The organism is Pedobacter kyungheensis, assembly GCF_000812965.1.
GTDB classification, from domain to species: domain Bacteria; phylum Bacteroidota; class Bacteroidia; order Sphingobacteriales; family Sphingobacteriaceae; genus Pedobacter; species Pedobacter kyungheensis.
In genome coordinates this window covers 24,060-48,895 of record NZ_JSYN01000002.1, presented here as the reverse complement: position 1 = coordinate 48,895, position 24,836 = coordinate 24,060, and the positions used below count along the sequence as shown (strand labels likewise).

Sequence of the window (24,836 nt, the reverse complement as noted above, 5' to 3'; positions counted from 1 at the left end):
ATGAATATTTTAGTTATTAACTCAGGAAGCAGTTCTTTAAAATACCAGCTCTTTAAAATGCCTGAAAAAGCCCCGGTTTGCAGTGGCTTGGTCGAACGCATTGGCATTGAAGGCTCTTTTATTAAACATAACGTTTATACCAATGGCAATAAGCATAGCATCGAACTAGCTGCATTTATTGCCAGTCATGGAGAAGGCTTAAAACAGGTATTGGCTTTACTTAGCGAAGGTGAATTTGCGGTAATCGCCAGTTCCAATGATATTGCCGCAGTTGGACACCGTGTGGTACATGGCGGCGAACATTTTGCCGGACCCACTTTAATTACCGACGAGGTAAAACAGCAGATTAAAAAACTGTTTTCGCTTGCTCCATTACATAACCCTGTAAATTACAAATGTATAGAAGTAGCTGAGAGAACCTTTACTAAAGCTAAACAAATAGCCGTTTTCGATACAGCCTTTCACCAAACTATACCCGAGCAGGCTTACCGCTACGCCATACCCGAGTGGTATTACAAAGAAGATAGCATCAGGGTATATGGTTTTCATGGCACCAGCCATAAATATGTAAGTGAACAGGCCATAAAATGGTTAAATAAAAAAGATACCAAAATTATCAGCGTGCATCTAGGTAATGGCTGTAGCATTACCGCAATCAGCAATGGCAAATCGGTTGATACCAGCATGGGTTTTGGCCCGCTAAGTGGATTAATGATGGGCACACGGTCGGGCGATATCGATCCATCGGTTATTTTTCACCTGATGGAGCATTCGGGTTATACACTAGAGCAGTTAAGCACTTTATTGAACAAACAATCGGGGCTTTTGGGCGTAGGTGGCTCCAGTGACATGCGCGATATCAGAAAAATGGCCGATGAAGGCAATCAGGCAGCTATTTTAGCCCTCCAGTTATACGCTTACCGCATTAAAAAATTTATAGGAGCCTACGCTGCCGTTCTGAACGGTATAGATGCAGTGGTATTTACGGCCGGTGTAGGAGAAAACGATAGTCAGATGCGCGAAGCAGTGTGCTCCGGCCTTGAGTATTTAGGCCTTACACTCAATACAGCAGCAAACAAAACTTATGCAGGCGAATTAAAGGAGATCAGCAATGCGGATTCAAAAGTAAAAATACTGGTAATCCCCACCAACGAAGAATATGAAATTGCGCACCAGTGTTTTGATTTGTTAACTGTTGCCTAGTTTTTATGCAATGACTGATTTTTGAATAATGGAATGTTCCCGGCTATACGCCGATTTTCATTCAAAAATCAGTCATTCAGGTATATCTTTAGTCTGTGGTTTCCAGAATCGATAGAATATTGCCTGCGGGATCTCTGAACCAGGCAATATTTGGCCCACCATTACCACGGGAAATCCCTTTCTCATCTGTTTTGATCTGTTCAGTCTGATACAGCTCAAATTTCACCCCTTTAGCAATCAGTTCATCAGCCGCTTCATCAATATTATCGACCGGAAAGTTTAAAACTGTAAAAGTTGCCGGAATATGATTAGGTTTGGGATATATAAGCACATTATTTGAGCCTGAAATCTGTAACTCGATCACTCCCATCGGACTGTCTTTGACTTCGATACCGAGTGTGCCCTGGTAAAAATCTTTAGCTTCCTGTATATCATTTACAGAAAACGAGCTGAATGCTTCTCTATTTTTTAACATAACTGTATTATTTAAGTTCAAACATTAACGAGCGCTTTTTTTGTTCAATTAACTTTTCCAGGCACCAAGTAAACGGCGTATCACTACAATTTCGGCAATATGATAAGCGTTGTGATCGGCAATTTGTAAGGCCTCCCGCAAAACGCTCTGGCCATCGCCATGCTCAATCTCCGCATATAAATCGGCAGACTCTAAAAGCTGAATGAAAGCTTCTTTATCGCTTTCAATTTGCGCTAAAGCAGCAACCCAGGTTTGTTCATCTTGAGGGGCAAGTGCTTTTGGCCAGTATTCGTCGGGCCATTTTGGCGATTGGTGCGTAGCATCACGACTAAATTCCAGCATATCCCATTGGGCAATCCTAATGTGATCGACCAATTGCCAAATGCTATAAGGCAAACCAGCGGGTTTTTCGCCCAGCAATTTAAAAGGTAAATCTGCAACAGCGGCTTTAAGGCCTACATGTGCAGAACCGCCATTTAGTAGTTTTTTAAGTTCAATAATTAAAACCGATGTATTATTTTCCATATTTATGATTTAAAGCCCTAAGATTTAACAAGTAAAATTCTCATAGGTTTGTATAATCTTCACTTTCGTGAGACATTTTATCTCTTTCACCGCTAATTCTGTTATTTTTGGGTATGAAGCTATCTTTTCCGATCCTCGAAACCTGTACTTACTTAAACACCGCCAATTCCGGCTTACTCTCAACTGAGCTTGCTGCCTGGAGAAAGGCACACGATGAAGCTTTTATTGCCGGTGGCAGCATTTTCAGGATGGAAAACGCACAGGTAATTGACCAACTTAGAAATAAGCTGGCTAGCTGTTTTGGTGCGAAAGCTGCAAATACTTATTTAGTGTCTAATTTTTCGGTGGGTTTTAACGCACTTTTAAACGGACTGGATAAAAGTCACCGTTTTTTGTTGCTTGAGGAGGAATATCCTTCAGTTAGTTACCCCGTAATCAGCATGGGTTTCGAATATCAAATTGTTAAAGTTGACGCCGACCTTGCTGACCATCTGATTCAGGCCATTGAAAAATTCAAGCCTACCGTACTGGCTTTTAGCATGGTGCAATACATCAGTGGTTTTCGGATGGATGAAACATGGATACAACAACTAAAAAGCCGCTATCCACAGCTGCTAATTATTGGCGATGGCACTCAATTTACCGGAACTACTGCCTTTAATTTTGAAAAATCGGGATTAGATGCTTTGCTTGGCAGTGGTTATAAATGGCTTTTGGGCGGTTATGGAAATGGTTATGTCTTTTTTTCTGATGCGTTAAGAGAGCAGCTTTATCAAAAAAATAAACTTGCTGATTTACCTACTGCGCCTTTTTTACAAGGTAGAGATCACCTTTCGTTATATTTTGAACCGGGCCATTTAGATACTTTAAATTTCGGTACATTATACCAAAGCCTGATTCAGCTGGAAGCTTTGGGTTTTGATACCATTGAGCAAAAAGTACAGGCATTATCAAACAAGGCCAGATTGGAGCTGCACCGCCGTAACTTGATTGCCGATTGGTTGATGGATAGGAAATACCAGTCGACAATTATCAGCATGCCCCTTGGCGAAAAAAAGGTTGCACAGTTACAGGCCGCTAAAATTATTTGCTCGCCCCGTGGAGCAGGAACCCGGATTTCGTTTCATTTTTACAATACCGAAGCCGAATTAGAACTGCTGCTAGGCATTTTAGACCAGCCTTAGGCTACTTTAAAGATTGCATCAACAAAATACCGGTGCTGATCGAAAAAACGCTGATGTAGCTCGAATCCCGAAAATTTGGCCAACCGGTCGATATCGCTTAGTGCATACTTTTGCGAGATCTCCATCATGATGTATTCATTTTCGGCAAATTGAATAGTCGTTTGCCCAATTGTTACCTGCTGTTTTGTTAAACTGATAAGGTAGCTTTTACAGGAGCCGGTTTCCGGATCGTAGCTGGCGTAATGCTCAAAACAAGTGGTATCGAAATTGGCATCCAGCTCGCTGTTAATCCGCCGCAGCAGGTTTAGGTTAAAAGCGCTTGTTATTCCTGCTTTATCATTATAGGCCGCTAAAATCTGTTTTGGATTTTTTTTCAGATCAAAGCCGATAATAAGTAAATCTCCGGGCGCCAGCAAACTTTTCAACGTTTTACAAAACTGTTCGGCATCGGCAATGGTCATGTTACCGATATTTGCACCCATAAACAGCACTACCTTTCTGCGACCGGAAAGTTCAGTAGCCTGTTTCAGCATATCAAAATAATCGCCGTTTAAGCCTTTTACATCCAATCCAGGTAATTTATTAGGCAAATTTTGTTGCAAATCGGCAATTACATGTTCAGAAATATCAACAGGACAATAGCTAAATGTAGCCTGGGTATTTAGTAAAGATCTTAACAGGTGAATGGATTTGGTTGCATCGCCGGCACCAAGTTCTATTAAATCAAAAGGAGAACCATCAGCCAATATTGCCCGTGCGATATCAGCAGACTGATGTTGCATAATTTCCATTTCAGCCGCCGTTAAATAATACTCCTCCATTTGCATAATCTGCTGAAAAATGCGGTCGCCTATGGCATCATAAAAATACTTGGAATCTAACCTTTTCGGATTAGCCTGCAAGCCATTTAGGGTATCGTGCAGGAACTGTAATTTACTGTCTGTTGCGTTTTCGATAGTAACTGTGCTCATATATATTTTTATTTAACCAGACGAATGCCTGTGTATTGCCATCTTAAATGGGGGTGAAAAAAATTTCGGTACGTAATGCGCGAGTGATTTGGGGGTGTTGCGATTGATGCACCACGGAGTACTTTTTGGTTAACCATAAACTTACCATTGTACTCGCCAATGGCTCCTGGTGCCTTACTAAAGCCGGGGTAAGGCAAATACGCACTTTCAGTCCACTCCCATCTTTCACCCCAGTTAAAGCTTTTGGCAGCTATTTCCCACTCAAATTCGGTAGGCAGGCGCATCCCTTTCCAGCTGGCAAAAGCATAGGCTTCGTAGTAACTGATGTGACTAACAGGATCATCAACATTTACAGGTTGTAGACCTTTTAAAGTATAGTTAAACCACTTACCTTCTATCCGGTGCCAGTACATGGGGCTGGTAATGTGGTTATTTTTCACCCAATCCCATCCTTCTGCATGCCAGTAATTAAAATTACTATAACCTCCTGCTTCGATAAATTCCATAAAACCGCCATTACTTACCAATTGGCTGCAAATTTCAAAAGGCTGAAGGTAAACCTGATGCCGGCTAAGTTCGTTATCAAAACAAAAGCTATCTCCCGTGTAACCCACCTCATAAATTCCTGCCGCAATGCTTATAAAATCTGCCTGCGGTAATGCTTCATTTAAAACTTCTGTTTTATCGGCATACACCGGAAAAAGCGGATTATTACCTAAAATGTACTTGATATCGGTAAGCAGTAATTCCTGATGTTGCTGCTCGTGGTTAAAACCGAGCCTGAGCAATTCCTCAAGCACTGAATTTAAAGGCGCCGCTAAGAGCTTCACCATGGCCTCATCTACATAGGCCCGGTACTGGTAAATATCATGTACGCCTGGCCGGCTTAAATTGCCCCTGTCAGTACGGATAACCCGGTTACCCACCGTTTCATAATAGCTGTTAAAAACATAATTATATTCGGTGTTATACACCTGATAATTAAGCGAAAATGGCATCAATATAAAGGTTTCAAAGAACCAGGTAGTATGGCCTAAATGCCACTTGGGTGGGCTTACATCTGCTACAGGTTGTACCACATAATCTTCAGTTTGCAGCGGCTCACAAATTTTTTCGGTGTATTTCCTGATCTGTAAATATTCTTCTGTAAATGCCATTAGTTTTGATCTAAATATTTTTTAAGGTCGGTAATCGTATTAATATTCAGTGCTTTCGATTGTTTATCCCGCATCATTAAAGCATACGAATTATTAAAACCTATAGGTTTAAGCCATTTAATGTTAAATTTCTTTTTAAATTCTCCGTATACATACTGATATGTTTTGTCTTTATCGTGTGCCATTGCTTTAGCAACTTGCTGATCGGGCTGCAGGAGTACCAATAAACCTGTACCAGTGTATTCGGGATAAAGGTCGATCTGATCGTTCGTTAAAGCATCAAAACAGATTTTTGTTCCACCAAGTCCGGTTTTGGTTGATACGTTGTAATCGGTATTGCCTTTGATCAGCATGCTGTACATTTCGGCGAGAATATATTGTTCGCCAAAAATTTTAGATCCGATCCGAACTGTGCCCCGGTTTCCGTTTCGGGAGGCTTTGTACAACCCCTGGCTGATTAAAAAATCTTTAGCCACCCGCTCAGGCGATTGATGAAGGTAATCGGTCCGGTAATTTAAGTCAGTCATTGCCGAATCGGTAATTTTGTTGGCCAGTAGGTTTAATGTAGCCTCCAATTGTGGAAATTGCTGCAATGCTGACTCCCGCACAATAGGTGCAGCGTAATAAGGTGGAAAAATGCCTTTATCATCTTTTAAAATGCGCAGGTCGAAAGCTTTCAGTCGGCCATCGGTTGAGTAGCCGCTAATTACATCGAGTTCTTTAGAAAAGGCAGCCTTGTACATCACCGCATCACTGATTACAATGGTGTGGATTTTTAAACCATAGGCCGATTTCAAACCCAGATCTCCATCCTGCCGGCCCATAAATTCTGGTGTAAAACCGGCTGTAAGACTTGAGCCATAAGCCGAGGGCAAAATATAAAAGCCTCCGAGTATCAAAATCAGCACAGGCAAAATGTAAACTGCCCTGCGTAGCCTTTTAAAATCCATTTTTTGAATAACAGATAGTAGCAGATCTAAAATAATTGCCAGTAATGCTGCAGGGATAGCGCCTGCCAGAATCATATTGGTATTGTTTAATGAAATACCACCAAAAATGAACTCACCAAGTCCGCCCGCCGCAATAAAAGAAGCCAGGGTGGCTACACCAACATTAATAACTGTTGCGGTACGGATACCCGCCAGGATAACCGGCATGGCTAAAGGTAGCTCTACCTTAAAAAGGATTTGACTGGCACTCATTCCCATGGCTTTAGCAGCTTCTTTTACATATTCATCAATCCCGGTAATGCCTGTATAGGTATTTCTGATAATGGGCAATAACGCATAAATGAGCAGCGCTACAATGGCCGGTTTAGCACCAATACCCAAAACAGGGATCATAAACCCTAACAAAGCAATACTTGGAATAGTTTGCAGTACACCAGCAATGCCCAATACCAGACCCGACAATTTTCTTTTCCGGGCAATTAATATGCCTAAGGGCAATCCTACAGCAATGGCAAGCAATAAGGAAATAAAAGTTAAACCAACATGCTGTAAGGTTTGGGTAAACAGTTTGTCAGACTGTCCACTCATAAACTGCCATAAAGTTTGCTGTTGCTCACCCATGTGCCTGCAGGTTTTGATATTGGTTAAATCCTTTAGTTAGCTGTTCAAAACTGAGTGCTTTTATCTTCCCGTGTTCATCCACCGCCAGCAGTCTATCCTTTCCTGTTGATCTTAATAACTCCATTGCTTCCCAAACACTTACATCTGCCACCTCCGATTTTTCTTCAGCAGCAGCGGCATTGGGCAGGAAAGACCAGATATCGCTCAATTTGGTTATTTTAAACTCGAGTGTTAATTGCTGACCGGCTAAAAATTTCTTTGCAAAATCGTTTACAGGCTGATACAGCAGTTCTTTTGGCGTACCCAATTGTACCACCTTGCCTTTATCCATTAAACAAATGCGATCGGCCAGTTCAAAAGCCTCCTGAACATCATGGGTAACCATCACAATGGTTTTCCGTTTCAATTCGTCTAACGCTTTAAATTCTTGCTGAATACTGGTGCGGGTTACATTATCTAGCGCCCCAAAGGGTTCATCCATTAACAGTACCGCCGGATCGGCAACTAAAGCCCTGGCCAAACCAACACGCTGTTGCTGCCCTCCACTTAACTGGTTAGGCAACATATTTAGCGTATGTGCAGGTAAATGTAGTTTTTCCATCAATCCGTGGATGCGCTCTTCAATTTTAGCTTTGGGCCATTTTAACAATTTGGGTACTACAGCAATATTTTCGGCAATGGTATAATGTGGAAAAAGACCGATATGTTGCATTACATAACCTATTTTTTTGCGGAGTGCATCTCCATCCTGATTGGCAATGGCTTCGCCTCCTATATAAATTTCACCGGCATCGGGTGTGATTAAACGATTGATCATCTTTAAGGTAGTGGTTTTACCGCAGCCACTTGTTCCCAATAATACCAGGGTTTCGGCTTCGTTTACTTTAAACGAAACCTCGTTAACCGCATGGGTATGGTTAAACTTTTTACTTACCGCTTTTAGTTCGATCATAGCCCTCAATCAATTTTCATGAACAGGTTATTCAGCGATTCAGCATAGGTAGGATGTGCAAATACACAATACCTGATCCTATCGTAAGTGATGCCACCTTCCATTGCCAGCTGCAAAACCGACATGATTTCGCCGCCTTCACTGGCCAGCACCGCAGCTCCCAGTATCTTTTTGCTATCCACATCTACTACGGCTTTCATTAGCCCACGGGTATCGCCGGTTTCAATTCCACGGGCAACGTATTCCATGGGCAATACAGCTGTCTTATAATTTAACTTTTTCTCCTTAGCCTCCTTTTCTGAAAGGCCAATCCGCCCAAGTTGCGGATCGGTAAACATGCAATAAGGTACTGGTCTATCGGCAATAGCGTATTTGGTTCTTTCTATCAGGTTACGGTACACAATGGTATAATCGTTGTAAGCAATATGGGTAAAGGCCGGACCGCCTTTTACATCGCCAAGAGCATAAATGCCACTTACGTTTGTCTCCAGTTTTTCATTGACCAGAATATGCCCGCGATCATCGATTTCTACACCACAATTTTCGAGTCCTAAATCAGCGGTTTGCGGAATCCGTCCTGCGGCAACGAGTAAATGGCTTCCGCTAACAACTTTTCTATCTTTTTCAGCGGTTATGGATACCTTGATTTGATTTTGATGATGTACGACCTTATTGATGCTTACATCGGTTAAAATCCCGATGTCTTCAGCCTCTAAAATTCCGGTTAATGCTGCAGCGATATCACTATCTTCTTTAGCCAGGATACTGGCCGACTTTTCGAGTATGGTTACTTTAGACCCAAACCGGCTAAACATTTGGCCAAACTCCAGACCAATATAATTTCCACCAATAATAATCAGTTCTTCTGGCAATTTATCCAGTTCTAATATGGTGGTAGAGGTAAGATAATTTACGTCCTGTAGCCCTTCAATATCCGGAAGCGCCGTTTTCGCTCCGGTATTAATAAAGATCCAGTCGGCCGTTAATGTTTCTGTTCCACCATCGGTGAGTGAAACCGTGATTTCTTTCTGACCACTAAACTTCGCCGTGCCGAAAATCAGTTTAAGGCCTTTGGTTTTACTGATGCCTTTTTCTGAAGAAGACCTGAAACTGTTGACAATATCATCTTTACGTTGGATTATTTTTTTGAAATCAACTTTGATATTGCCGGTTTCAACACCGAGCGCCGGGGCATTTTTGGCCTGATACACCGCCCGTGCAGAAGCCACCATGGCTTTTGTTGGGGTACAACCGTCGTTAATACAGGTACCGCCTACATATCTTTTTTCAATCAGCGCCGTTTTCTTTCCTGCTTCAGCCAGTTTTTTAGCTAAAGGAACCCCTGCTTGCCCGGCGCCAATAATAATGGCATCGTAATATTGCATTGTTTTGTTGCTTAAGGTAAAAAGGTTGTTTATAACCGCCTATTTGTTTTGATTAAATATAACCGAAATAAGCGATCAAAGTTTGCCCGTTTTAAATTAAATCTTCTTTAACAGCGGGTTAAGCAGATAAAATATTTCATCGAATAAAAAAGTTACAAACTATACCGGAAAATGAGCGTTAAATAAACAGACATTAACAAAACTATCCTTATGTATACTCAAGCTACAGAAAACACAGATCTTACCGTTCACGTTCAGGATGATGCATCCATTAATGATAAAAGAGAAACTTTATTAAAAACCTTGTTGGAAGGGTTGAATGCCGAAACCGACGATTTCAACTAAAACTGGTGACTATTTCCCGGAGCAGCTTAAAAAAGAAAAGGGCGAAACAAATTAATGTTCACCCCTTTCCATCTAAATTAACGCTCTCGCGACAAAAGTAGAAATTCTCGCTAAAAAACAATGTAACAAATAAGCAACATTTTACTTCGCTAAATCATTTTAGTTTACGATCTGCTGTGCCCTCCTCAGGTTATCGGTAGTTTGTAAAATCTTGTCTTTTAACTTGACATTATAGTTAGGATGCGATTTCAAAAAATCCTGCACAACCAGGTAAGCTTCGTTACTGTTGTAGCTAGAAAATACTGCAGCCAACCATGATTGCGGAAAAAATATATCGCCGGTTTGCTGTATCTCCTCTAACAGCTCCAAACTTTGTTTCAGGTATTTTATGGAGGTCTGTTGCCTTAACGGATGATGCAGATAAGCCAGTGCTGTTGTCGTCCAGGCTTCTTTTTGGCGGTTCTTACGCACTTTTAAGCTTTCAGCAAACTGATCTCTTTCCGCAGCATTTAACGAGAGTGCAGGCATCAGGTACATTAACCTGTTTTTACGGTCCGCATTACTGGTGCGCGATAATTGGGTTTTTAAAATGTTATTGGCTGTATCTGTTTTAAGTGCCAGGGTTAGCGCCAGGCTACTATAATCGTCTTCCTGCAGTTTAACTCCTTCAGGTGCCGATTGCTTAAACCAAATCTGATACAGCCTTTCTCCTGCTTCGCCCCCAATGTAAACGTTCTGATAGGCATTAAATAAAATCTTCTTATGGTTTTGCTGCTCTTGCTGCTGCATCGCTGTCCAAATAGCGTTTTCAAGATCTTTATGCAACTCCATCCGTGTTTCCGGTTTAAGAAAGGTCCAGTAAATATTGGTCAGGTAGCCGGCAATTAACCTTAAATTCATTTCATTTTTTTCGGTGGCCAAGCCCTTCATATAGAAATCGAGTAATTGTTTAGGCTTAAAGCTGTTGCCTGCCAGCATGTTTTCGTACGCATTGATATAAGCCGATGCCCGCTCAAGCGGATTGCTTAAGGCCAGATACTCCATCATGACCATATCAACAGGGAAAAGGCCATAGCCCGCACCATCGGCATTAAACAGCATATAATCAGGCTTTGCCAGACCTTTAGCCTCGCTAATAACCGTACTGGCATTTACAGCGTTAATGTTTAAAATTTTGCTGCTGTCGGCGTATACCAGCTTTACTGTAAAAGCCTGTGGCCATACGCGCGGCGCACCATTTTCACTTTTTTGTGTCAGTATTAAACTGCTTATCTTATCGCCATCGTACTTAATTTCGTAATTAAATATAGGTCTGCCGGGTTGGTTTACCCAAACTTTGTTCCAGCTGTACAGGTCGCTTTTGGTGTATTTGCTTAAAATGGCAATTAAATCGTTCCAGGTAGCGTTTTTATAGGCGTAACGCTTAAGGTACTCGCGTATACCTTGCTGAAAAGCTGTTTTGCCCATTAATTGTTCCAGCTGGCGCATCATAACCGGTGCTTTATGGTAAATGATGTTGCCATACATCGAGCCTGCTTCCTGCAGGTTATCCAGCTGCTGGCGGATGGGATTGGCACCCAATGTACGGTCTACCCCATAAGCTGCGGGGTAATGGTCTTGCAGAAACTTTAAATCGAAGGTGCTTTTGCCCATTAACTTTTCGGTAACCTTATCGGCCATAAAATTGGCAAACACTTCTTTCATCCAAACATCGTTAAACCATTTCATGGTAACCAAATCGCCAAACCACATGTGCGCCGTTTCGTGCGAGATGAGATTTGAACGCGAAATAAACTGATCTTTAGTAGCGCCCTGATCTAAAAACAAGGCCGACGATTTGTATTGTACCTCACCCGGATGTTCCATACCACCAAACTGAAAATCGGGAATGGCTGCAAAACCTATTTTTTGAAAAGGATATTTAATCGCCGTCCAATCTTCTAAAAAGTCGAGTGCATCGCTATGCCCGATAAACACCGAATCGACACTGAGTTTAATTTTAGCTGAATCTGTTTCACGGTGCAAAAACTCCATGTTGCGGTTTTTTACTTTACGGCTCAGGTAGGTATATTTTCCGGCTGTAAACGAAAACAGGTAAGTTGGCAGTTTATCAGAGTTATTAAAGTGATAGGTAATTGCATTTCCGTTCAGCACCGAATCTTTTTTACTTGCATTAGCCATTACTTTCCAATCTGTTGGAACGGTTAACGAAAGTAAAAAGTTAGCTTTTAAGTCGGGTTGATCGAAGCAGGGAAAAACGGTACGCGCATGGTCGGGCACAAAAAGGGCATACAGAAAATCTTTATTCCGGTTTAACGATTCGTTACCGGCAATAAAATCAATGGCAATGCGGTTATTACCCGTTTTTAAATTAGCCGCCGAAATAACAATATGTTCGTTCTTAAAGTTAAGGGCTACAGCCTTTCCATTCACTTTAAGCCCTTTTAAATGACTGGCATCCTGCTTAAAGTCGATCTGCACCTCTCCTGCCTTATTCAATTTAAAATCAATATTTTCTGTCGATTGAATGGAAGCGTTTAGCTCATCAGGAATACTAAAATGAACCTGGTATTGAATGCTACTAATGGTTGTGCTTCTGTGCGTGGCCAGTGCCAGCGATACCCCGGGTTGAACCGGAACAGTCTGGTTCTTTTGTTGTGCAAAAGCCGCCTGACTGAGCATTAAAAAAGTAAAAAAATATTTAGGGTTAATCTTCATCATGAATTTATTCTCCGTTAATCATTTGTAGTATGGTGCCGTAGCTCATCCAAACCATAGTGAGCACTACACCCCAACCGGTAAGGGTAAGCCATAGCGGTTGTTTATAGCTGGCAATAATCTTAGTCCGGTAGGCAGCAACAAGCATTACACCCAGCGCTATAGGCAAAATAAAGCCATTTATAGCACCCACAGTTAGCAATACTTTAACCGGTTTACCAATGAGGATAAAAATAACACAGCTAACGGTTATAAAGCCAATAATAATGGCGCGGTTAAATTTAAGAATCAAAGGGTGAAAACTTTTGATAAAAGATATAGAGGTATAAGCCGATCCCACAACAGATGAAATGCCCGCAGCCCATATCACCACACCAAATATTTTGTAACCAATTTCGCCACTGGCCAGTTTAAATACAGATGCTGCCGGGTTGCCTGCATCTAAAGTAAAACCTTTACTCACCACACCTAAAGCAGCTATAAACAGCAACAAGCGCATTACCGATGCCAGGCCTATTGCACTTAAAGCGCCTTTATTTACAGCGCCGAGATTGGCTATACCGGTTTGGCGGGCATCTAATAAACGGTGCGCCCCCGAAAAGGTGATGTAACCGCCTACTGTGCCACCTACAATGGTTAAAACTGCTGTAAAACTAAACTGCGTAGGGTTAACCGACCTTAAAGCGGCTTCGGCCAGAGGTGGCGAGCTGGTGTAGGCAATAAACAGGGCCAGCAGGATTTTAATCAGCCCCATGCATTTGGCAAAGAGATCCATGGCTTTACCGGCTTCGCGATAAATAAAAATACCAATGGCCATTATGGCACTAATTACAGCGCCCTGCCCCACACTTATACCGAACAGCACATTTAAACCCAAACCTGCACCTGCAATGTTACCGATATTAAAGGCCAAGCCCCCTAAAAAAACCAGAAAGGAGATAAAATACCCGAGCCCGGGAAAAACCTTATTGGCAATATCTTGTGCAGGCTTATCGGCAACCGCGATAATGCGCCAGATATTGAGCTGTGCAATGGCATCGAGTACAATGGAAAGCAGGATTACAAAAGCAAAACTGGCGCCCAACTGTTGCGTAAAAACCGCCGTTTGTGTTAAAAATCCGGGGCCAATAGCCGACGATGCCATTAAAAAAGCTGCCCCCAGCAGCACACTCCAATTGTATTTATTTTTCATATTGAGGTGCTTTAACCAAAATCCCTTCCGATTTTAACTTTTCGGCAATGCGCTTTGCAAAAGCTACAGCATGTGCCCCATCGCCATGTATGCAAATGGTTTCGGCATCAACAGCAATGGTTTTACCGCTAATACTTTGCACCTCTTGCTTTAATGCAAAGCCAACAACCTGTTTTAATGCAGCGTCTTCATCGGTAATTAGTGCGCCGGACACTGTACGGGGCGTTAACGATCCATTATCCTGATAACTGCGGTCGGCAAATACTTCGGATGCTGTTGCCAGGCCTTTATTTTTGGCTTCGGTAATCATTTCACTCCCCGAAAGTGCATACAAAATCAATTTCGGGTCGAAATCATACACAGCCTGTACAATAGCTTTAGCCAGGGCAGCATCTTTAGCCGCCATGTTATATAATGCACCGTGTGCTTTTACGTGATTTAAATGCGCCCCTGCTGCCTTTACAAAAGCATGCAAAGCCCCAATCTGGTATAAAGTAAGCTGGTAGGCTTCCTGTGGCGAAATTTTCATTTCCCTGCGACCAAAGCCCTGCAAATCGGGCAAACCCGGATGAGCCCCTATGGCTACCCCTTTTTGGATGGCCAGGGCTACAGTTTGCTGCATTACGGCAGCATCGCCGGCATGAAAACCGCAGGCAATATTGGCCGACGAGATGTAATCCATCAGCTCAGCATCGTTGGGCATGGGATAATTTCCAAATGCTTCGCCCATATCGCAATTCAGATCTATTTTTTTCATATGGTATTGGTGTACTTAATATTTATAGCATTGGTAATCAATAACAAATCATGCTCTTGTTGAAGATACAGCTCTTCTGCTTCATCGCTCGAAATTTCGGTAAAACTAATTTCATCGCCGGGTTTTAATTGCGCACATAAAGGCAAATCTACAGCGGCAACATGCGCAATGCGCGGGTAACCTCCGGTGGTTTGGCAATCGGCCATCAATATTACCAGATCGCCATTTCCGGTTACCTGTATAATGCCGGGTGTTACAGCGGTGCTGAGCAATTCTTTTTTGGTTTTGCGCACCATGGCTTTGCCCGATAAGTGGTAGCCCATCCTATCGCTCCTTAAAGCAATTTGGTAAGGTTTGGTTAAAAAGGCAATAATCGAGCTGGCATCAAACCAGCTAAACTCGTTAGCCAGCACTACCCTGATGGTTTTGCGGTCAAGCGGCAACAAACTTTCGCGCGAGATGCGCCAGTTCGGATAAATTAAAGCCTTGCTGCTGAGCTGCTGCATAATGGCCGCAGCAACGGTACTAATGGCTTCGCTACTGCGCAATACATCGCCCGCTGCCAGTTTCCGGCCCTCGAAACCACCAAATTTAACCGGCAGATAAGTGCTTTTACTGCCCAATACTTCGGGCACTTCCCAGCCACCGGCTACAGCCAGATAGGTACGCACACCATGTGGATTATGGATAAAAGTAAGCGTTGCCCCTGCTGCAAAAAACAAAGGTTTTTCGGCAGGCATTACCTCGCCATTATAGGTAAGTAATGCACCATCGCCAGAGTAAGCAATTAAAATAGGGCTAAGCGCTTTAAAGGAAGCATTGGCATAAGTAAACTCGAGCGTGGCCAGATTATCGTTATTGCCCACTGCTTTATTGGCCAGGCGATGTGCCAGCTGGTCCATTGCGCCCGAAACGGGTATGGCCTCGGCCAGGTGCTGGTACCTTCCGCAATCTTGCACTGTAGTAAGCAGGCCGGCTTTAATGATGCTTATCTCCATTTTTTAAACAGGGTAAGCATTAAATTCGTCGATAGTAATGGCTTTAAACGTAACCGTATCGCCACCTTGTAAAAGTGCAGGGTTTTGGCGCGCTGCGTTAAACATTTGCAAAGGCGTTCTGCCAATAATTTGCCAGCCACCGGGTATGGCTATGGGGTAAATACCGGTTTGTAAACCGGCTATACCCACGGAGCCTGCGGGTATTGCAGCCTGCGGTACTTCTTTTCTGGGCGTTGATAAACTTTGTGACATACCGCCCATGTAGGCAAAACCGGGTACAAAGCCCATCATATAAACGCTGTAAACGGCGCTGCTGTGCAAAGCAATTACTTCTTTTTCGGTAAGATCATTATTTTGCGCCACGGTTAAAATATCCGGACCAAAATCGCCTCCATAACATACCGGAATAACCACATGCTTGCCCGCCTGCACAGCTAAACCGGGTGCACTATGGCTCAGTTGTTTTAAATAACCCGATACCTTTTCGTAACATGTTTTACCCGGCAAATCGGACTGTGCAACCTGGATAAGATCGAAAAACACGGTTAAGGTACTGTATGCAGGTACGGTGGTTATTAAACCCGGAAAAGGATTTTGCTTTAAAAGCTGGTTAAAACTGCTTACCTGGCGCCACAGGCGTTCGCTTATGGTGTTGCCAAACACTACAGTAAGGGCTTTTTCGCTTAAAGCATATATAGAAATGGAATAACCAGACGCAATGTCTCCCTGCTGCTCGCTCATATTAACTACGCCAAACCATTTTTAGAATAAATAAGCTTCATAAACTCTTGTGCAAACCAAGTGTAACCATAAAAATGATTATATAATATTGAAATAGCAAGTTGAAATTGATGTTGATCTACAATTTGTGAACTAACCACACAAATAACCAGATGAATTATTTTATTTATCAAAGTTAATTCGTAATATTACATAGCTAGAGCTGCTAAGTACCCATCCCTATTTTTATTACTGTATTGTTTAATTTAAAGTAGAATAGTTATGTCTGGTACCGAAAGTGGTTACACCAAAAATGCAGCAAATTTAAACGATTTGATTATTCGTTTAAAAACCTTAGGGCCTGCTTACCAACCACCAAAAGATCATTTTAAAATTGAAGCTTTAGAAAAGCTCGCAAAAGAAGTGGAGGAAACTAATCGAATTTTAAGCAAAGTATCTCCTGTTTACAGCAAAGCTGTAGATGATCAAGAACTTATCTTTAAGCAGCTTAATAACCTAATTACCAGAAGTTATAATTATGTAAAAGTTGCAACAGATAATCCTTCTGAGCTTAATACAGCAAAAACTTTGGCTGATAAATTAAGAGGAGTAGTTAAAAAGTCTACTTCATCCAATGCAGCTGCTGATGGAACAAAACTTCCATCGCAAGCAAAAACATCTTACGACAATAGAATTGAGCATCTAAAACAATATATTGATGTATTGAGTACTAGTCAAGTCTATAAACCTGCTGAAGAAGATCTTAGTATCGCCTCACTTCAAACCCAACTCGAAAAAATGCAAAGCAGCGTTAATAATGTTGCCTTAATAAAACCGGATATTGATGATGCGCGGAGAAACAGATTTAATATCTTTTATGATTCCCAAAATAACTTAATAGATACCGTACAAGGTGTGAAAACTTATATTAAAGCATCCTTAAAGAATGATCACCCTGAAAAAAAATATATCCTTGGCATCCCGTTTAAAAGGCTAAAAATGTAAGGTATTGGGCTCATGCCCCCCTATTTGAACGATAGGCTATCTGTAATGGATAGCCTGTTTTTTTATTGAATTAGGAGCTAGCAAACAAAGTTCAAGTCATGATAAGGAAAAGCTATAGCTATTAATATAACTCTAAGTAATTTTTATTATTTTCTTTATCAAAATATTACCTTTAGATAAATTATTACTTTAATAAATTATGGCCAATCTTGAAAAACTAGCTAATATACTTGGTGCCGAAACGGTTAAGAAAATTTATGAAGATGTTGCTTCGCAACCACTGCAAGAAGTTAGTAAGGTGGCCGTAGATGTTGTTAAAGCTTTCAGGTTATTTACCGCGCCCATTCAGCTGGCGGCTGCATATCAAGATAGGCTAATAAAATATTTAGAAAAAGTAAGAGGCAATGTTAAAGAAGAAAACCAAATTGAGGCACCTGCATCGATAGCTGGACCTGTACTTGATAGAATAAAGTACTTGGAGGAAGATAATTATTTAACTGATTTATATCTTAATTTATTATCAAGGGCTATAGATAAGGAGAGAATAAATGAAGCTCACCCTGCATTTTTTCACATAATTGACCAACTCTCACCTGATGAAGCTCATTTCCTCTTTTTATTGCGAGATAAGGAAATCGATATAACCTCGCATCAAGATTTCGATGCGAAACTTAAAAAATTTTCAAATTATCAAATCACCAAATCTTCTATCCCTTTAAATCAATTTATGTTTAATGAAAACTTTCATATGTACTATTCACATCTAGAAAGTTTAAATTTAATGACTGGGCCTGTATTCAGAGAAGAGTATCCAGAAGATAGTACTGGTGTTCAAACTGGTTACATAAAACATTCACGAATTTTTCTAACCGACTTTGGCAAATTGTTTGTTAAGGCTTGCATTCCAAAAGATGGCTTTAACCATTATCAATAACTTTATATCATCTACCCAATTAATATTACCCACAACTTATTCAGAGGCCCACTTGCTTTATTAAAAACTGCACCCGCTTTATTAAAAACCATACCAGCTACATTAAAAACCGCACCCGCTTTATTAAAAACAGCACCCGCTTTATTAAAAACTGCACCCGCTTTGTTAAAAACAGCACCCGCTTTATTAAAAACCGTACACGCTTCATTAAAAACTGCACCCGCTTTGTTATAATCGATACCTTCCTTATTCAAAACACTACTAATTTTATTGAAAGTTACTACACCTTTAGCTAAGTTTAAACGATGGACATTTACCCATAGTCGATGGATATTTATCCATTTATATCGTTCAGCCAGAAACTTGCACCATCGCCAGCGTAAGCAATTAGTTTATTGAAATTGGTAACTACATATCTGTCAGGTAATGCTCATAGGATAGATTTTATGGTGTTTCGATTCTTAGCAGACTCTTCCGCTTTAAATGCTCAAGAATCATTTCGCTTTTTGCCAAAGCTGATAAGAAACTTAAGCCTGTGTCTGATTTTTGCTGATTCGTGCAATGGCACACATAACGTTCCTGTTGAAGGAAAGGTGCCGTAAATTTTCTTTCTTTTAGGCATAGTAATATCAGTACGTTAAAAAATACATTTTTCCGCATGTTTGTTTAGTTGAAAATAGTTTTAACTTTAGGCCAAACGATCCCATCCCGCCACTTGTAGAAGCAGCAGAAATCGTCATCCGCAAACCAATAAAACATCCCTGATCTATGGAAGCGGTTAAACCTTTTTATTGTAATCGAAAATCTGTGGAAAAAACACCATAGGCAACAGCTTTGCCAATTATAATCTTACGGAATAATTGAACTGTTGCTACAGGGCGTGGGTATGAACTAAACAGGATTTTTAGGCTTTAATGCATACAACCAGTTAAAAGGGCATTTCTGTGGGATAGCAACATGGGATAAGGGATGATTTTTGAGTAAGTGCAGAACAGGGGAAACTCCCTTAAAAAAGGTAAATATATAATAAAATACATTTGGTTCCTGCCTCATATGATATATAGGTGATTAAGGGTAAAAATGACCGTGAACCTGTCATGATTAATAACCCGCTACTAAACCAAATATAATAAAACAAATTAAAATACGGTAACATATAACCGCAAAAAATTTAAATAAGTTGGAGACTTTGAGCCCTTAACTATTTAACCTCAATGATCAAGAAAGAAGGCTCAAGCATTCAGAATAATTTCGGTTTCAATTTGAAGAAAATCAGAACCAGTAAAGGCTTGAGCTTACGTGCAATGGCCCGGAATTGCGAAATTGACGACAGCAATATTTCTAAAATCGAAAACGGCAAATTTGATGTACAGCTTACCACCATTATTGAGCTGGCCAAAGGGTTAGATATCCATCCTAAAGATTTGCTTGACTTTTAGGTTAACCTGCTTAAAAGTTATTCCTTACAATTTTACCAATGGCATCAGCCCAGAAACGGCCTAATCGCGTAATCTAAAATCACATCCAACCAACTGACAACCAATATAGTTACTACAGTTATTTTTCATATCTTTGTTAGTCGTAAATTAACTATAACGCTTGGAAGAATTTGAAGAACTTACTGCTGATGTTCTAAAAGATTTTATAAATATTACCCCAACTCGCTATAATACATCTCAAAAGAAACTTTGTTTTGCTATTATAAAAAGGATGTATAGGCGCGTTAAAATGGGATATAAAAATTTAGGTGGAATAAAAATTTGTAATGATAAAGGCATAGTAATTGATGGCAACCATAGATATATAACTTATTTATTAGCTGGGATTGAAATTGAATATATAATTTGGACCAGCTCTCTGTGTGATGAAGTTATATTGTATAAAGAGGTTGAAATAGATGAAACAAAAGATTGGGATGAATATCTTTATGATAAACGAAAATTTATAAAAGACAAAAATTTCATAGAAAGTTATAATAAAGAAAATAAGAATGATTTTTTTCCTTGATATAGACGGTGTAATGGTGCATGCTAATCCGCATAAAAAAGTGGAATTGGAAGAAGATGGATTTTATAAATTCAACACTATAGCAGTTGACATCCTTAACTCAGTTATATACAAAACAATAGACGAAGTAATCCTTTCTACATCACATAGATATAGATATAATGAAGATAAGTGGAAAGAAATATTTGAAAAGAGAGGAATGGATTTTAAATTTCTCTCGATATTAAATAGCGATAAATTATCATTTGACCCTAAAAGTAATCGGAAAACCGAAATACTTGACTGGATAAATTCCAATAAAATTGACTCTAGCAAGATTGTCATAATTGACGATGACAAATCGTTAAATGACCTACCCAGGCACTTAAAAGACAGATTGGTGTTAACCAATTCTTATACGGGTTTAAATGATGTTAATGATCTGAAAAATGTCCTTCAAAGGAGATTAAAAAAGAATATTTTTAAAGAAAGAGATTACAAAGTCCAATAATTACAACTTTTGTAATCTCTTAATTTTATTTAACCAAAAAATGCTTCCTTACAATTTTACCAATAGCATCAGCCCAAAAATGGCCTAGTGATGCCGCCCCTGTTTTGTTCGGATGCAGATAAAAAGTACCCGCCTGCCCTTTCTCTGGGATCAACTCAGTTAAATGGTGTTTCTTAAAATAAGTAAATGCCTTTTTATCGCCCACAAAAACATGTTTAGGTTGGCTTTGCTCGTAGCTTTTAACCAAACTATCAATTTTTGGAATATAACTTTGCAAACGCGTTAAACCTTCCTGCAGATATTTGGAGCCATTATAGGTATTTGGACTATACCATATCGGATGCTGCAATATCACTATAGCGTTAGGGAAACCGGCCAATAATTTGTCTACAATTATTTTTACATTTTCAATATAACGATCGGCAGATACCGGCGAACCATGAGGTCCTTGTATCGCACTATCGTTAGTACCCAGCTTAACAGAAAAGATAAGTAAGGCTTTCTTATCGGTAAAGGCATTTGCAGCCTCTTCTATTTGGGTAAAAGTGCGTGTTGCAGGCAAAAAATCTAAAGTAGTGTAGCCACTGTGCCCCTGGTTACTGAAATGAACCTCGCCTATTCCTTTTTGCTTAAGCAGATCAGCAACCGCATTAGCCGGCGGAGCTTCTACCGAATTAGCCAATTGTACGCCCTGGGTTATACTGTTACCAATAAAAACAATATTCAGGTTACGTTTTTCGTTCTGCGCAAATAAAAACGATGTACTAATTAATAATAAAGCTAGGCATACCAGTATTTTCTTCATATTTGGTTGTGGTTCAATTTCGGCTAACCTACAATAAATTAACCAATTAATTTCTGTAGGGTTCCATTTTTTTTATGATGCTTAAAAGTTCATCTTTTTCCTCGGCTTCCAGTTCAATCATCCCATTAAAAAGGTCAAAAACCAGATCGCGCTGATTGGATGCCAATAATAAATCCATTAACCGCACCAATGTTCTTTTTTGGCCGGTGTTTAAGCCGCCAAATAATTTTGGTTCAGCTTCATAAATGGCTTTAATCAAATTAATCAATTCAGGTTTACGCTCCTGTTTTTCCCTTTCTGTTGGATAAGTTGGGAATATATCTTCCTGCTCGTAAGCATCAATTAAACGGTTGGCATATTCTTTTAAAAAAGGTTTACGCTTGCTTTTCAGGTATTCGGTAAGTTCTTTGATCAGAAAACGGTATTCGGCCGATGACTTTGCAGCACCAAATATGGCTACCTGTCCTTCATTTTCGAAACTCTTAAAATCAAAATCCCTAAAAAAATCACTGTCAATATAAATGCTGTGGAAATAATCGTCGCTTTTTTTATTGAGTGTGGTGTAATCTTTATAAATTTCCTCTCCACCTGCCAGAAAATAGTATTTAGACAATTCACGGTGCAGGTTATCTTTCCAATGCACGTATTTAATCTTAAAATTTACGGCAGTATCTGCATAAAAAACATTAAACTCTTCCTGGCTTTTAATGTTATCGCTAAAATTAAGCGCCTTACCATTTACAATAACCGAATAGTTTTTATGCTTGTTCAACTCAATAAACCAACAAAACTCGTTAATCAGAAAAGGCAGTACGGTTTCTTCAAGCTCCTGCTGCCCAATGCGCAGATTCGCAAAAGAAACTACGGTGCCTGTTTGGGCATTTGGGGTTGGAGCTGCAGTAAAATCATGACTATAGCTGTTCAACCCTCCGGTACTGATGTATATTTCACCATGCCTGAATCCATTTTCGGCCTTGTAGGTAGTGCGCCAGGTGGCATTATGGGCGAAAGTAAAAAAGGTAAGCCTGCCTACACCATTACGTCCATGCATTTTAGAAGTATGCTTTGGGGCGATAATCTGGATGGCTTTTTCCGACTCAAAAAACGGATCGAATTTCTTTTGCAAACGATCGAAATTTATGCCGTAGCCGTTATCGGCAATATCCAGACTTTCTAAATGACCAAGTGCATTGGCCACATAATCTATGCGGATGGTATCGGCATTTGCATCAAAACCATTCCAGATGTACTCAGCAATGGCTTGTTTCTCATTATAGTTTTTTAATACTTTCTGAATACCTTTTGAGGTAATGTTAACACTTACCGACATAATACTAAATTAATTAGCAAATATAAAATTAAATTCAACCTGATGAATAATTTTCAGGCTTAAGTTTTACACATGATGCAATTTTGGACGAATCAGTCAAGTGCCGGATATATGCGGTATTATTCTTTTTTCAGATAAAATTTGGATTTTTTATTATAAAGCTATAATTTCTCCCCTGTAACAGATCATCCCGAGTGTTTTGCAATGGTTTAATTAATGAGGGCCATATTTATTGTTGTTGCTTTCTGTACAGTAAGCGCCCTATGTAACGCACAACCGGTTGTACAGGTTGAGGGGCAAAACTTCATCAATTTAGGGAAATCGGCCTATTATTGGTGCGATACTACGGGGAAAACCCCTTTCGAAACGGTAGAAAAATTTAACCTAAAAAAATTTACTGCAGGAAAGTCGCCTGTTTTTAATGGCGGAACCGATGGCCATGTATGGTGGATGAAATTACGTTTTAGCCGAAAACCCGAAACTACGCCCTACCTGTTTATTGATTACGCCAGTATTGATACGCTTTGTTTATTTTACCGTGATACTTTGGGTAATGTGCAGCATGTGCACTCTGGGATGCTTGGTTTAAAACAAAATGATGCAGTACTGGGTACCGGATATATCTTTCCATTACAACATACCCAAACACCGGTAAGCGAAATTTACATCAGGATGCAAACCATGAATACCTTGCTGGTACCCTTAAAATTAATTACCGAGCCTGTATTAAACCGCGCCCTAACCAAAGATTATAGCGCACAGCTTATCTATATGGGCATAGCACTCATGATCCTGATTTTTCACTTGTTTATGTTTGTAATGACCAGGAGCAAGCTTTTTGCCCTGTACATGGCGCGCGTAATATTGTTATTTTTTATTACGATGGTTTGCTACCTGCAGGGCTATGGTTTAATGCTTGGCCTGCCCGTAGCCAGGTTTATTTTTTTACATGCCCATTTTTTTATTGCCCTGGGTTACATCTGCACCATTTTATTCAACACTTACTTTTTAAAGTTAAAAAGACAACTTCCTTTTCTATATCAGGTTTTTAAGATACTCAACATTGCCTGGGGCCTGGTTTTAATCTGCTCGCTATGGGATGCCAGAAGCATTACCAATGCGCTTACGCAACTGCTGTTTCTGATAACCTCACTACTGTTTTTATTTAGCAGTATAAAAGTTATTGTAATCCGCGGTTATGCCAAAACCGCCCCGTTTATTAGTTTTTATGTACTGGGCTGGATTCCTGTAGCATTGGTTTCTATTTATCTTGTGCTCAGCCTGATGGCTATCATCCCCTTTCAGTCTTATACGTTTAACCTGCTTACTTTTGCGGCAATAATTGAAGGTATATTAATCAGTTTAGGGCTTTTCGGACAAAGGTTACGCCTCCTTTCGCGCCATAACGCACACTTTCGCCGGCAGCAAATTCTTTTGCAAGAACAAATGGAAGGTTATAAAAAACAGCTCGACGAAAAAAAGCTGGCTCCTGTTGTCCATTTATCACTTAAAGAACTAACTACCCTGGCACAAACCAGAGATCCGGCTTTTATGGAAAGGTTCCGCGAAAGCGAGGCCGCTTTTATACAGGAATTATTACGTCTTTCGCCACAGCTACTGGTAGCCGAACTGGAACTGTGTGCCTACATCCGTTTGTGTTTCGATACCAAAGAAATTGCCCGTGCCTGCCGCCTGAGTGTCCGGGCTGTGGAGAGCCGTAAATACCGTGTACGTAAGAAATTAGGTATCGATGCCGATGCAAATCTGCAAAGCTGGATACTCGATTTGGCCAGAACGTCCTAAATAACATACAAAAGTATTAGCAGACGAACCAACATCATTGCCATGTTACACAGACTGCGAACTTTCATTAAATCGCTAAACAACAACAACTTAATATACCGTGCGTAGAAATGAGTAGCTTAAAAATGTACCTACCGCATCTTCTTTGTATAAATTCAAATGGCGTACTGGCGGCGCGATGCTGTTTATGACCAAACAAACCCTTGTTTATGTCTGAAAGTACCCAACTTTTACCATGTCGGTAGCAACGGTCTTATCCGGGATGATTTGTTACACGACTACCGGCATGGTTTATTAAATAAACGCTAA

The 24,836-nt window shown here is 40.3% G+C and carries 24 protein-coding genes; 9 read left to right on the top strand and 15 right to left on the bottom strand.

Annotated features, from left to right (window positions below):
* A complete protein-coding gene (locus OC25_RS01045) occupies window positions 1–1,203 on the top strand; it encodes an acetate/propionate family kinase (RefSeq protein ID WP_039470846.1) in 1,203 nt (400 codons plus the stop codon).
* Window positions 1,204–1,291: 88 nt separating this feature from the next.
* Here OC25_RS01045 and OC25_RS01040 read toward each other — a convergent pair whose 3' ends face one another.
* On the bottom strand, window positions 1,292–1,678 hold the full coding sequence (locus OC25_RS01040) for a VOC family protein (protein ID WP_039470844.1): 387 nt from the start codon (window positions 1,676–1,678) through the stop codon (window positions 1,292–1,294).
* Between the two features lie 48 nt (window positions 1,679–1,726).
* Window positions 1,727–2,203 carry a DinB family protein gene (locus OC25_RS01035; protein WP_039470843.1) on the bottom strand — a complete coding sequence of 159 codons (477 nt, stop codon included), beginning with the start codon at window positions 2,201–2,203 and terminating at the stop codon, window positions 1,727–1,729.
* Window positions 2,204–2,316: 113 nt separating this feature from the next.
* Between OC25_RS01035 and OC25_RS01030 the strand changes: the two genes are divergently transcribed.
* The gene (locus OC25_RS01030; RefSeq protein WP_039470842.1) at window positions 2,317–3,387 is read left to right on the top strand and encodes an aminotransferase class V-fold PLP-dependent enzyme; all 1,071 of its coding nucleotides are present in this window, start codon (window positions 2,317–2,319) and stop codon (window positions 3,385–3,387) included.
* On the opposite strand, the gene OC25_RS01025 is transcribed toward OC25_RS01030, so the two are convergent.
* Genes OC25_RS01025 through OC25_RS01005 form a run of 5 tightly spaced genes read right to left on the bottom strand, consistent with a single transcriptional unit; the run spans window position 3,384 to window position 9,423 of the window.
* Window positions 3,384–4,358: an L-histidine N(alpha)-methyltransferase gene (locus OC25_RS01025; RefSeq protein WP_039470840.1), complete on the bottom strand. Its 975-nt coding sequence runs from the start codon at window positions 4,356–4,358 to the stop codon at window positions 3,384–3,386. The two genes, OC25_RS01030 and OC25_RS01025, sit on opposite strands and share 4 nt — an antisense overlap.
* An 8-nt stretch (window positions 4,359–4,366) precedes the next feature.
* Window positions 4,367–5,515, bottom strand: a complete 1,149-nt coding sequence (egtB, locus tag OC25_RS01020) for an ergothioneine biosynthesis protein EgtB (RefSeq protein ID WP_039470838.1) — start codon at window positions 5,513–5,515, stop codon at window positions 4,367–4,369.
* Window positions 5,515–7,086, bottom strand: coding sequence for an ABC transporter permease/substrate-binding protein (locus tag OC25_RS01015; RefSeq protein ID WP_039470835.1), 1,572 nt, complete (start codon window positions 7,084–7,086; stop codon window positions 5,515–5,517). The genes egtB and OC25_RS01015 overlap by 1 nt, the downstream gene beginning before the upstream one ends.
* Window positions 7,079–8,038: an ABC transporter ATP-binding protein gene (locus OC25_RS01010; RefSeq protein WP_039470833.1), complete on the bottom strand. Its 960-nt coding sequence runs from the start codon at window positions 8,036–8,038 to the stop codon at window positions 7,079–7,081. The genes OC25_RS01015 and OC25_RS01010 overlap by 8 nt, the downstream gene beginning before the upstream one ends.
* A 5-nt stretch (window positions 8,039–8,043) precedes the next feature.
* On the bottom strand, window positions 8,044–9,423 hold the full coding sequence (locus OC25_RS01005; protein ID WP_039470831.1) for a mercuric reductase: 1,380 nt from the start codon (window positions 9,421–9,423) through the stop codon (window positions 8,044–8,046).
* 210 nt (window positions 9,424–9,633) lie between these two features.
* Between OC25_RS01005 and OC25_RS28400 the strand changes: the two genes are divergently transcribed.
* Window positions 9,634–9,768, top strand: a complete 135-nt coding sequence (locus tag OC25_RS28400) for a hypothetical protein (protein ID WP_279615708.1) — start codon at window positions 9,634–9,636, stop codon at window positions 9,766–9,768.
* Between the two features lie 159 nt (window positions 9,769–9,927).
* Here the strand turns inward: OC25_RS28400 and OC25_RS01000 are convergent, their stop codons facing one another.
* Genes OC25_RS01000 through pxpB form a run of 5 tightly spaced genes read right to left on the bottom strand, consistent with a single transcriptional unit; the run spans window position 9,928 to window position 16,174 of the window.
* Entirely contained in the window at window positions 9,928–12,489 is a 2,562-nt protein-coding gene (locus OC25_RS01000) for a M1 family metallopeptidase (protein WP_245221834.1), read from the bottom strand.
* Window positions 12,490–12,493: 4 nt separating this feature from the next.
* Window positions 12,494–13,678, bottom strand: coding sequence for an NRAMP family divalent metal transporter (locus OC25_RS00995; RefSeq protein ID WP_039470829.1), 1,185 nt, complete (start codon window positions 13,676–13,678; stop codon window positions 12,494–12,496).
* On the bottom strand, window positions 13,668–14,435 hold the full coding sequence (locus tag OC25_RS00990) for a 5-oxoprolinase subunit PxpA (protein WP_039470828.1): 768 nt from the start codon (window positions 14,433–14,435) through the stop codon (window positions 13,668–13,670). The genes OC25_RS00995 and OC25_RS00990 overlap by 11 nt, the downstream gene beginning before the upstream one ends.
* Window positions 14,432–15,433: a 5-oxoprolinase subunit C family protein gene (locus OC25_RS00985; protein WP_039470827.1), complete on the bottom strand. Its 1,002-nt coding sequence runs from the start codon at window positions 15,431–15,433 to the stop codon at window positions 14,432–14,434. Before OC25_RS00985 ends, OC25_RS00990 begins: the two co-directional genes overlap by 4 nt.
* Window positions 15,434–15,436: 3 nt before the next feature.
* Window positions 15,437–16,174, bottom strand: a complete 738-nt coding sequence (gene pxpB, locus OC25_RS00980; protein WP_052265867.1) for a 5-oxoprolinase subunit PxpB — start codon at window positions 16,172–16,174, stop codon at window positions 15,437–15,439.
* Between the two features lie 261 nt (window positions 16,175–16,435).
* Here pxpB and OC25_RS00975 point away from each other — a divergent pair, with 261 nt between their 5' ends.
* Window positions 16,436–17,158 carry a hypothetical protein gene (locus OC25_RS00975; RefSeq protein WP_039470826.1) on the top strand — a complete coding sequence of 241 codons (723 nt, stop codon included), beginning with the start codon at window positions 16,436–16,438 and terminating at the stop codon, window positions 17,156–17,158.
* Window positions 17,159–17,357: 199 nt separating this feature from the next.
* Window positions 17,358–18,092 (top strand): Abi-alpha family protein, encoded by a 735-nt coding sequence (locus tag OC25_RS00970; protein ID WP_039470825.1) that lies wholly within the window; start codon window positions 17,358–17,360, stop codon window positions 18,090–18,092.
* Between the two features lie 11 nt (window positions 18,093–18,103).
* Here OC25_RS00970 and OC25_RS00965 read toward each other — a convergent pair whose 3' ends face one another.
* Complete coding sequence (locus tag OC25_RS00965; protein WP_039470824.1) at window positions 18,104–18,346, bottom strand: hypothetical protein; 243 nt, start codon at window positions 18,344–18,346, stop codon at window positions 18,104–18,106.
* 960 nt (window positions 18,347–19,306) lie between these two features.
* Here OC25_RS00965 and OC25_RS00960 point away from each other — a divergent pair.
* The 3 genes from OC25_RS00960 (at window position 19,307) to OC25_RS00950 (ending at window position 20,589) form a co-directional block, all read left to right on the top strand.
* Entirely contained in the window at window positions 19,307–19,531 is a 225-nt protein-coding gene (locus OC25_RS00960; protein WP_039470823.1) for a helix-turn-helix domain-containing protein, read from the top strand.
* A gap of 160 nt (window positions 19,532–19,691) precedes the next feature.
* Window positions 19,692–20,099, top strand: a complete 408-nt coding sequence (locus OC25_RS00955; RefSeq protein ID WP_039470822.1) for a hypothetical protein — start codon at window positions 19,692–19,694, stop codon at window positions 20,097–20,099.
* A complete protein-coding gene (locus OC25_RS00950) occupies window positions 20,083–20,589 on the top strand; it encodes an HAD domain-containing protein (RefSeq protein ID WP_039470821.1) in 507 nt (168 codons plus the stop codon). Before OC25_RS00955 ends, OC25_RS00950 begins: the two co-directional genes overlap by 17 nt.
* Before the next feature lie 25 nt (window positions 20,590–20,614).
* Here OC25_RS00950 and OC25_RS00945 read toward each other — a convergent pair whose 3' ends face one another.
* Together OC25_RS00945 and OC25_RS00940 are read right to left on the bottom strand one after the other, a co-directional pair.
* A complete protein-coding gene (locus tag OC25_RS00945) occupies window positions 20,615–21,394 on the bottom strand; it encodes a GDSL-type esterase/lipase family protein (RefSeq protein WP_039470819.1) in 780 nt (259 codons plus the stop codon).
* Window positions 21,395–21,440: 46 nt separating this feature from the next.
* Window positions 21,441–22,724 (bottom strand): ATP-binding protein, encoded by a 1,284-nt coding sequence (locus OC25_RS00940; protein WP_039470817.1) that lies wholly within the window; start codon window positions 22,722–22,724, stop codon window positions 21,441–21,443.
* A gap of 216 nt (window positions 22,725–22,940) precedes the next feature.
* On the opposite strand from OC25_RS00940, the gene OC25_RS00935 reads away from it, so the two are divergent.
* Window positions 22,941–24,527 carry a 7TM diverse intracellular signaling domain-containing protein gene (locus OC25_RS00935; protein ID WP_039470815.1) on the top strand — a complete coding sequence of 529 codons (1,587 nt, stop codon included), beginning with the start codon at window positions 22,941–22,943 and terminating at the stop codon, window positions 24,525–24,527.
* Window positions 24,528–24,836: the final 309 nt, after the last annotated feature.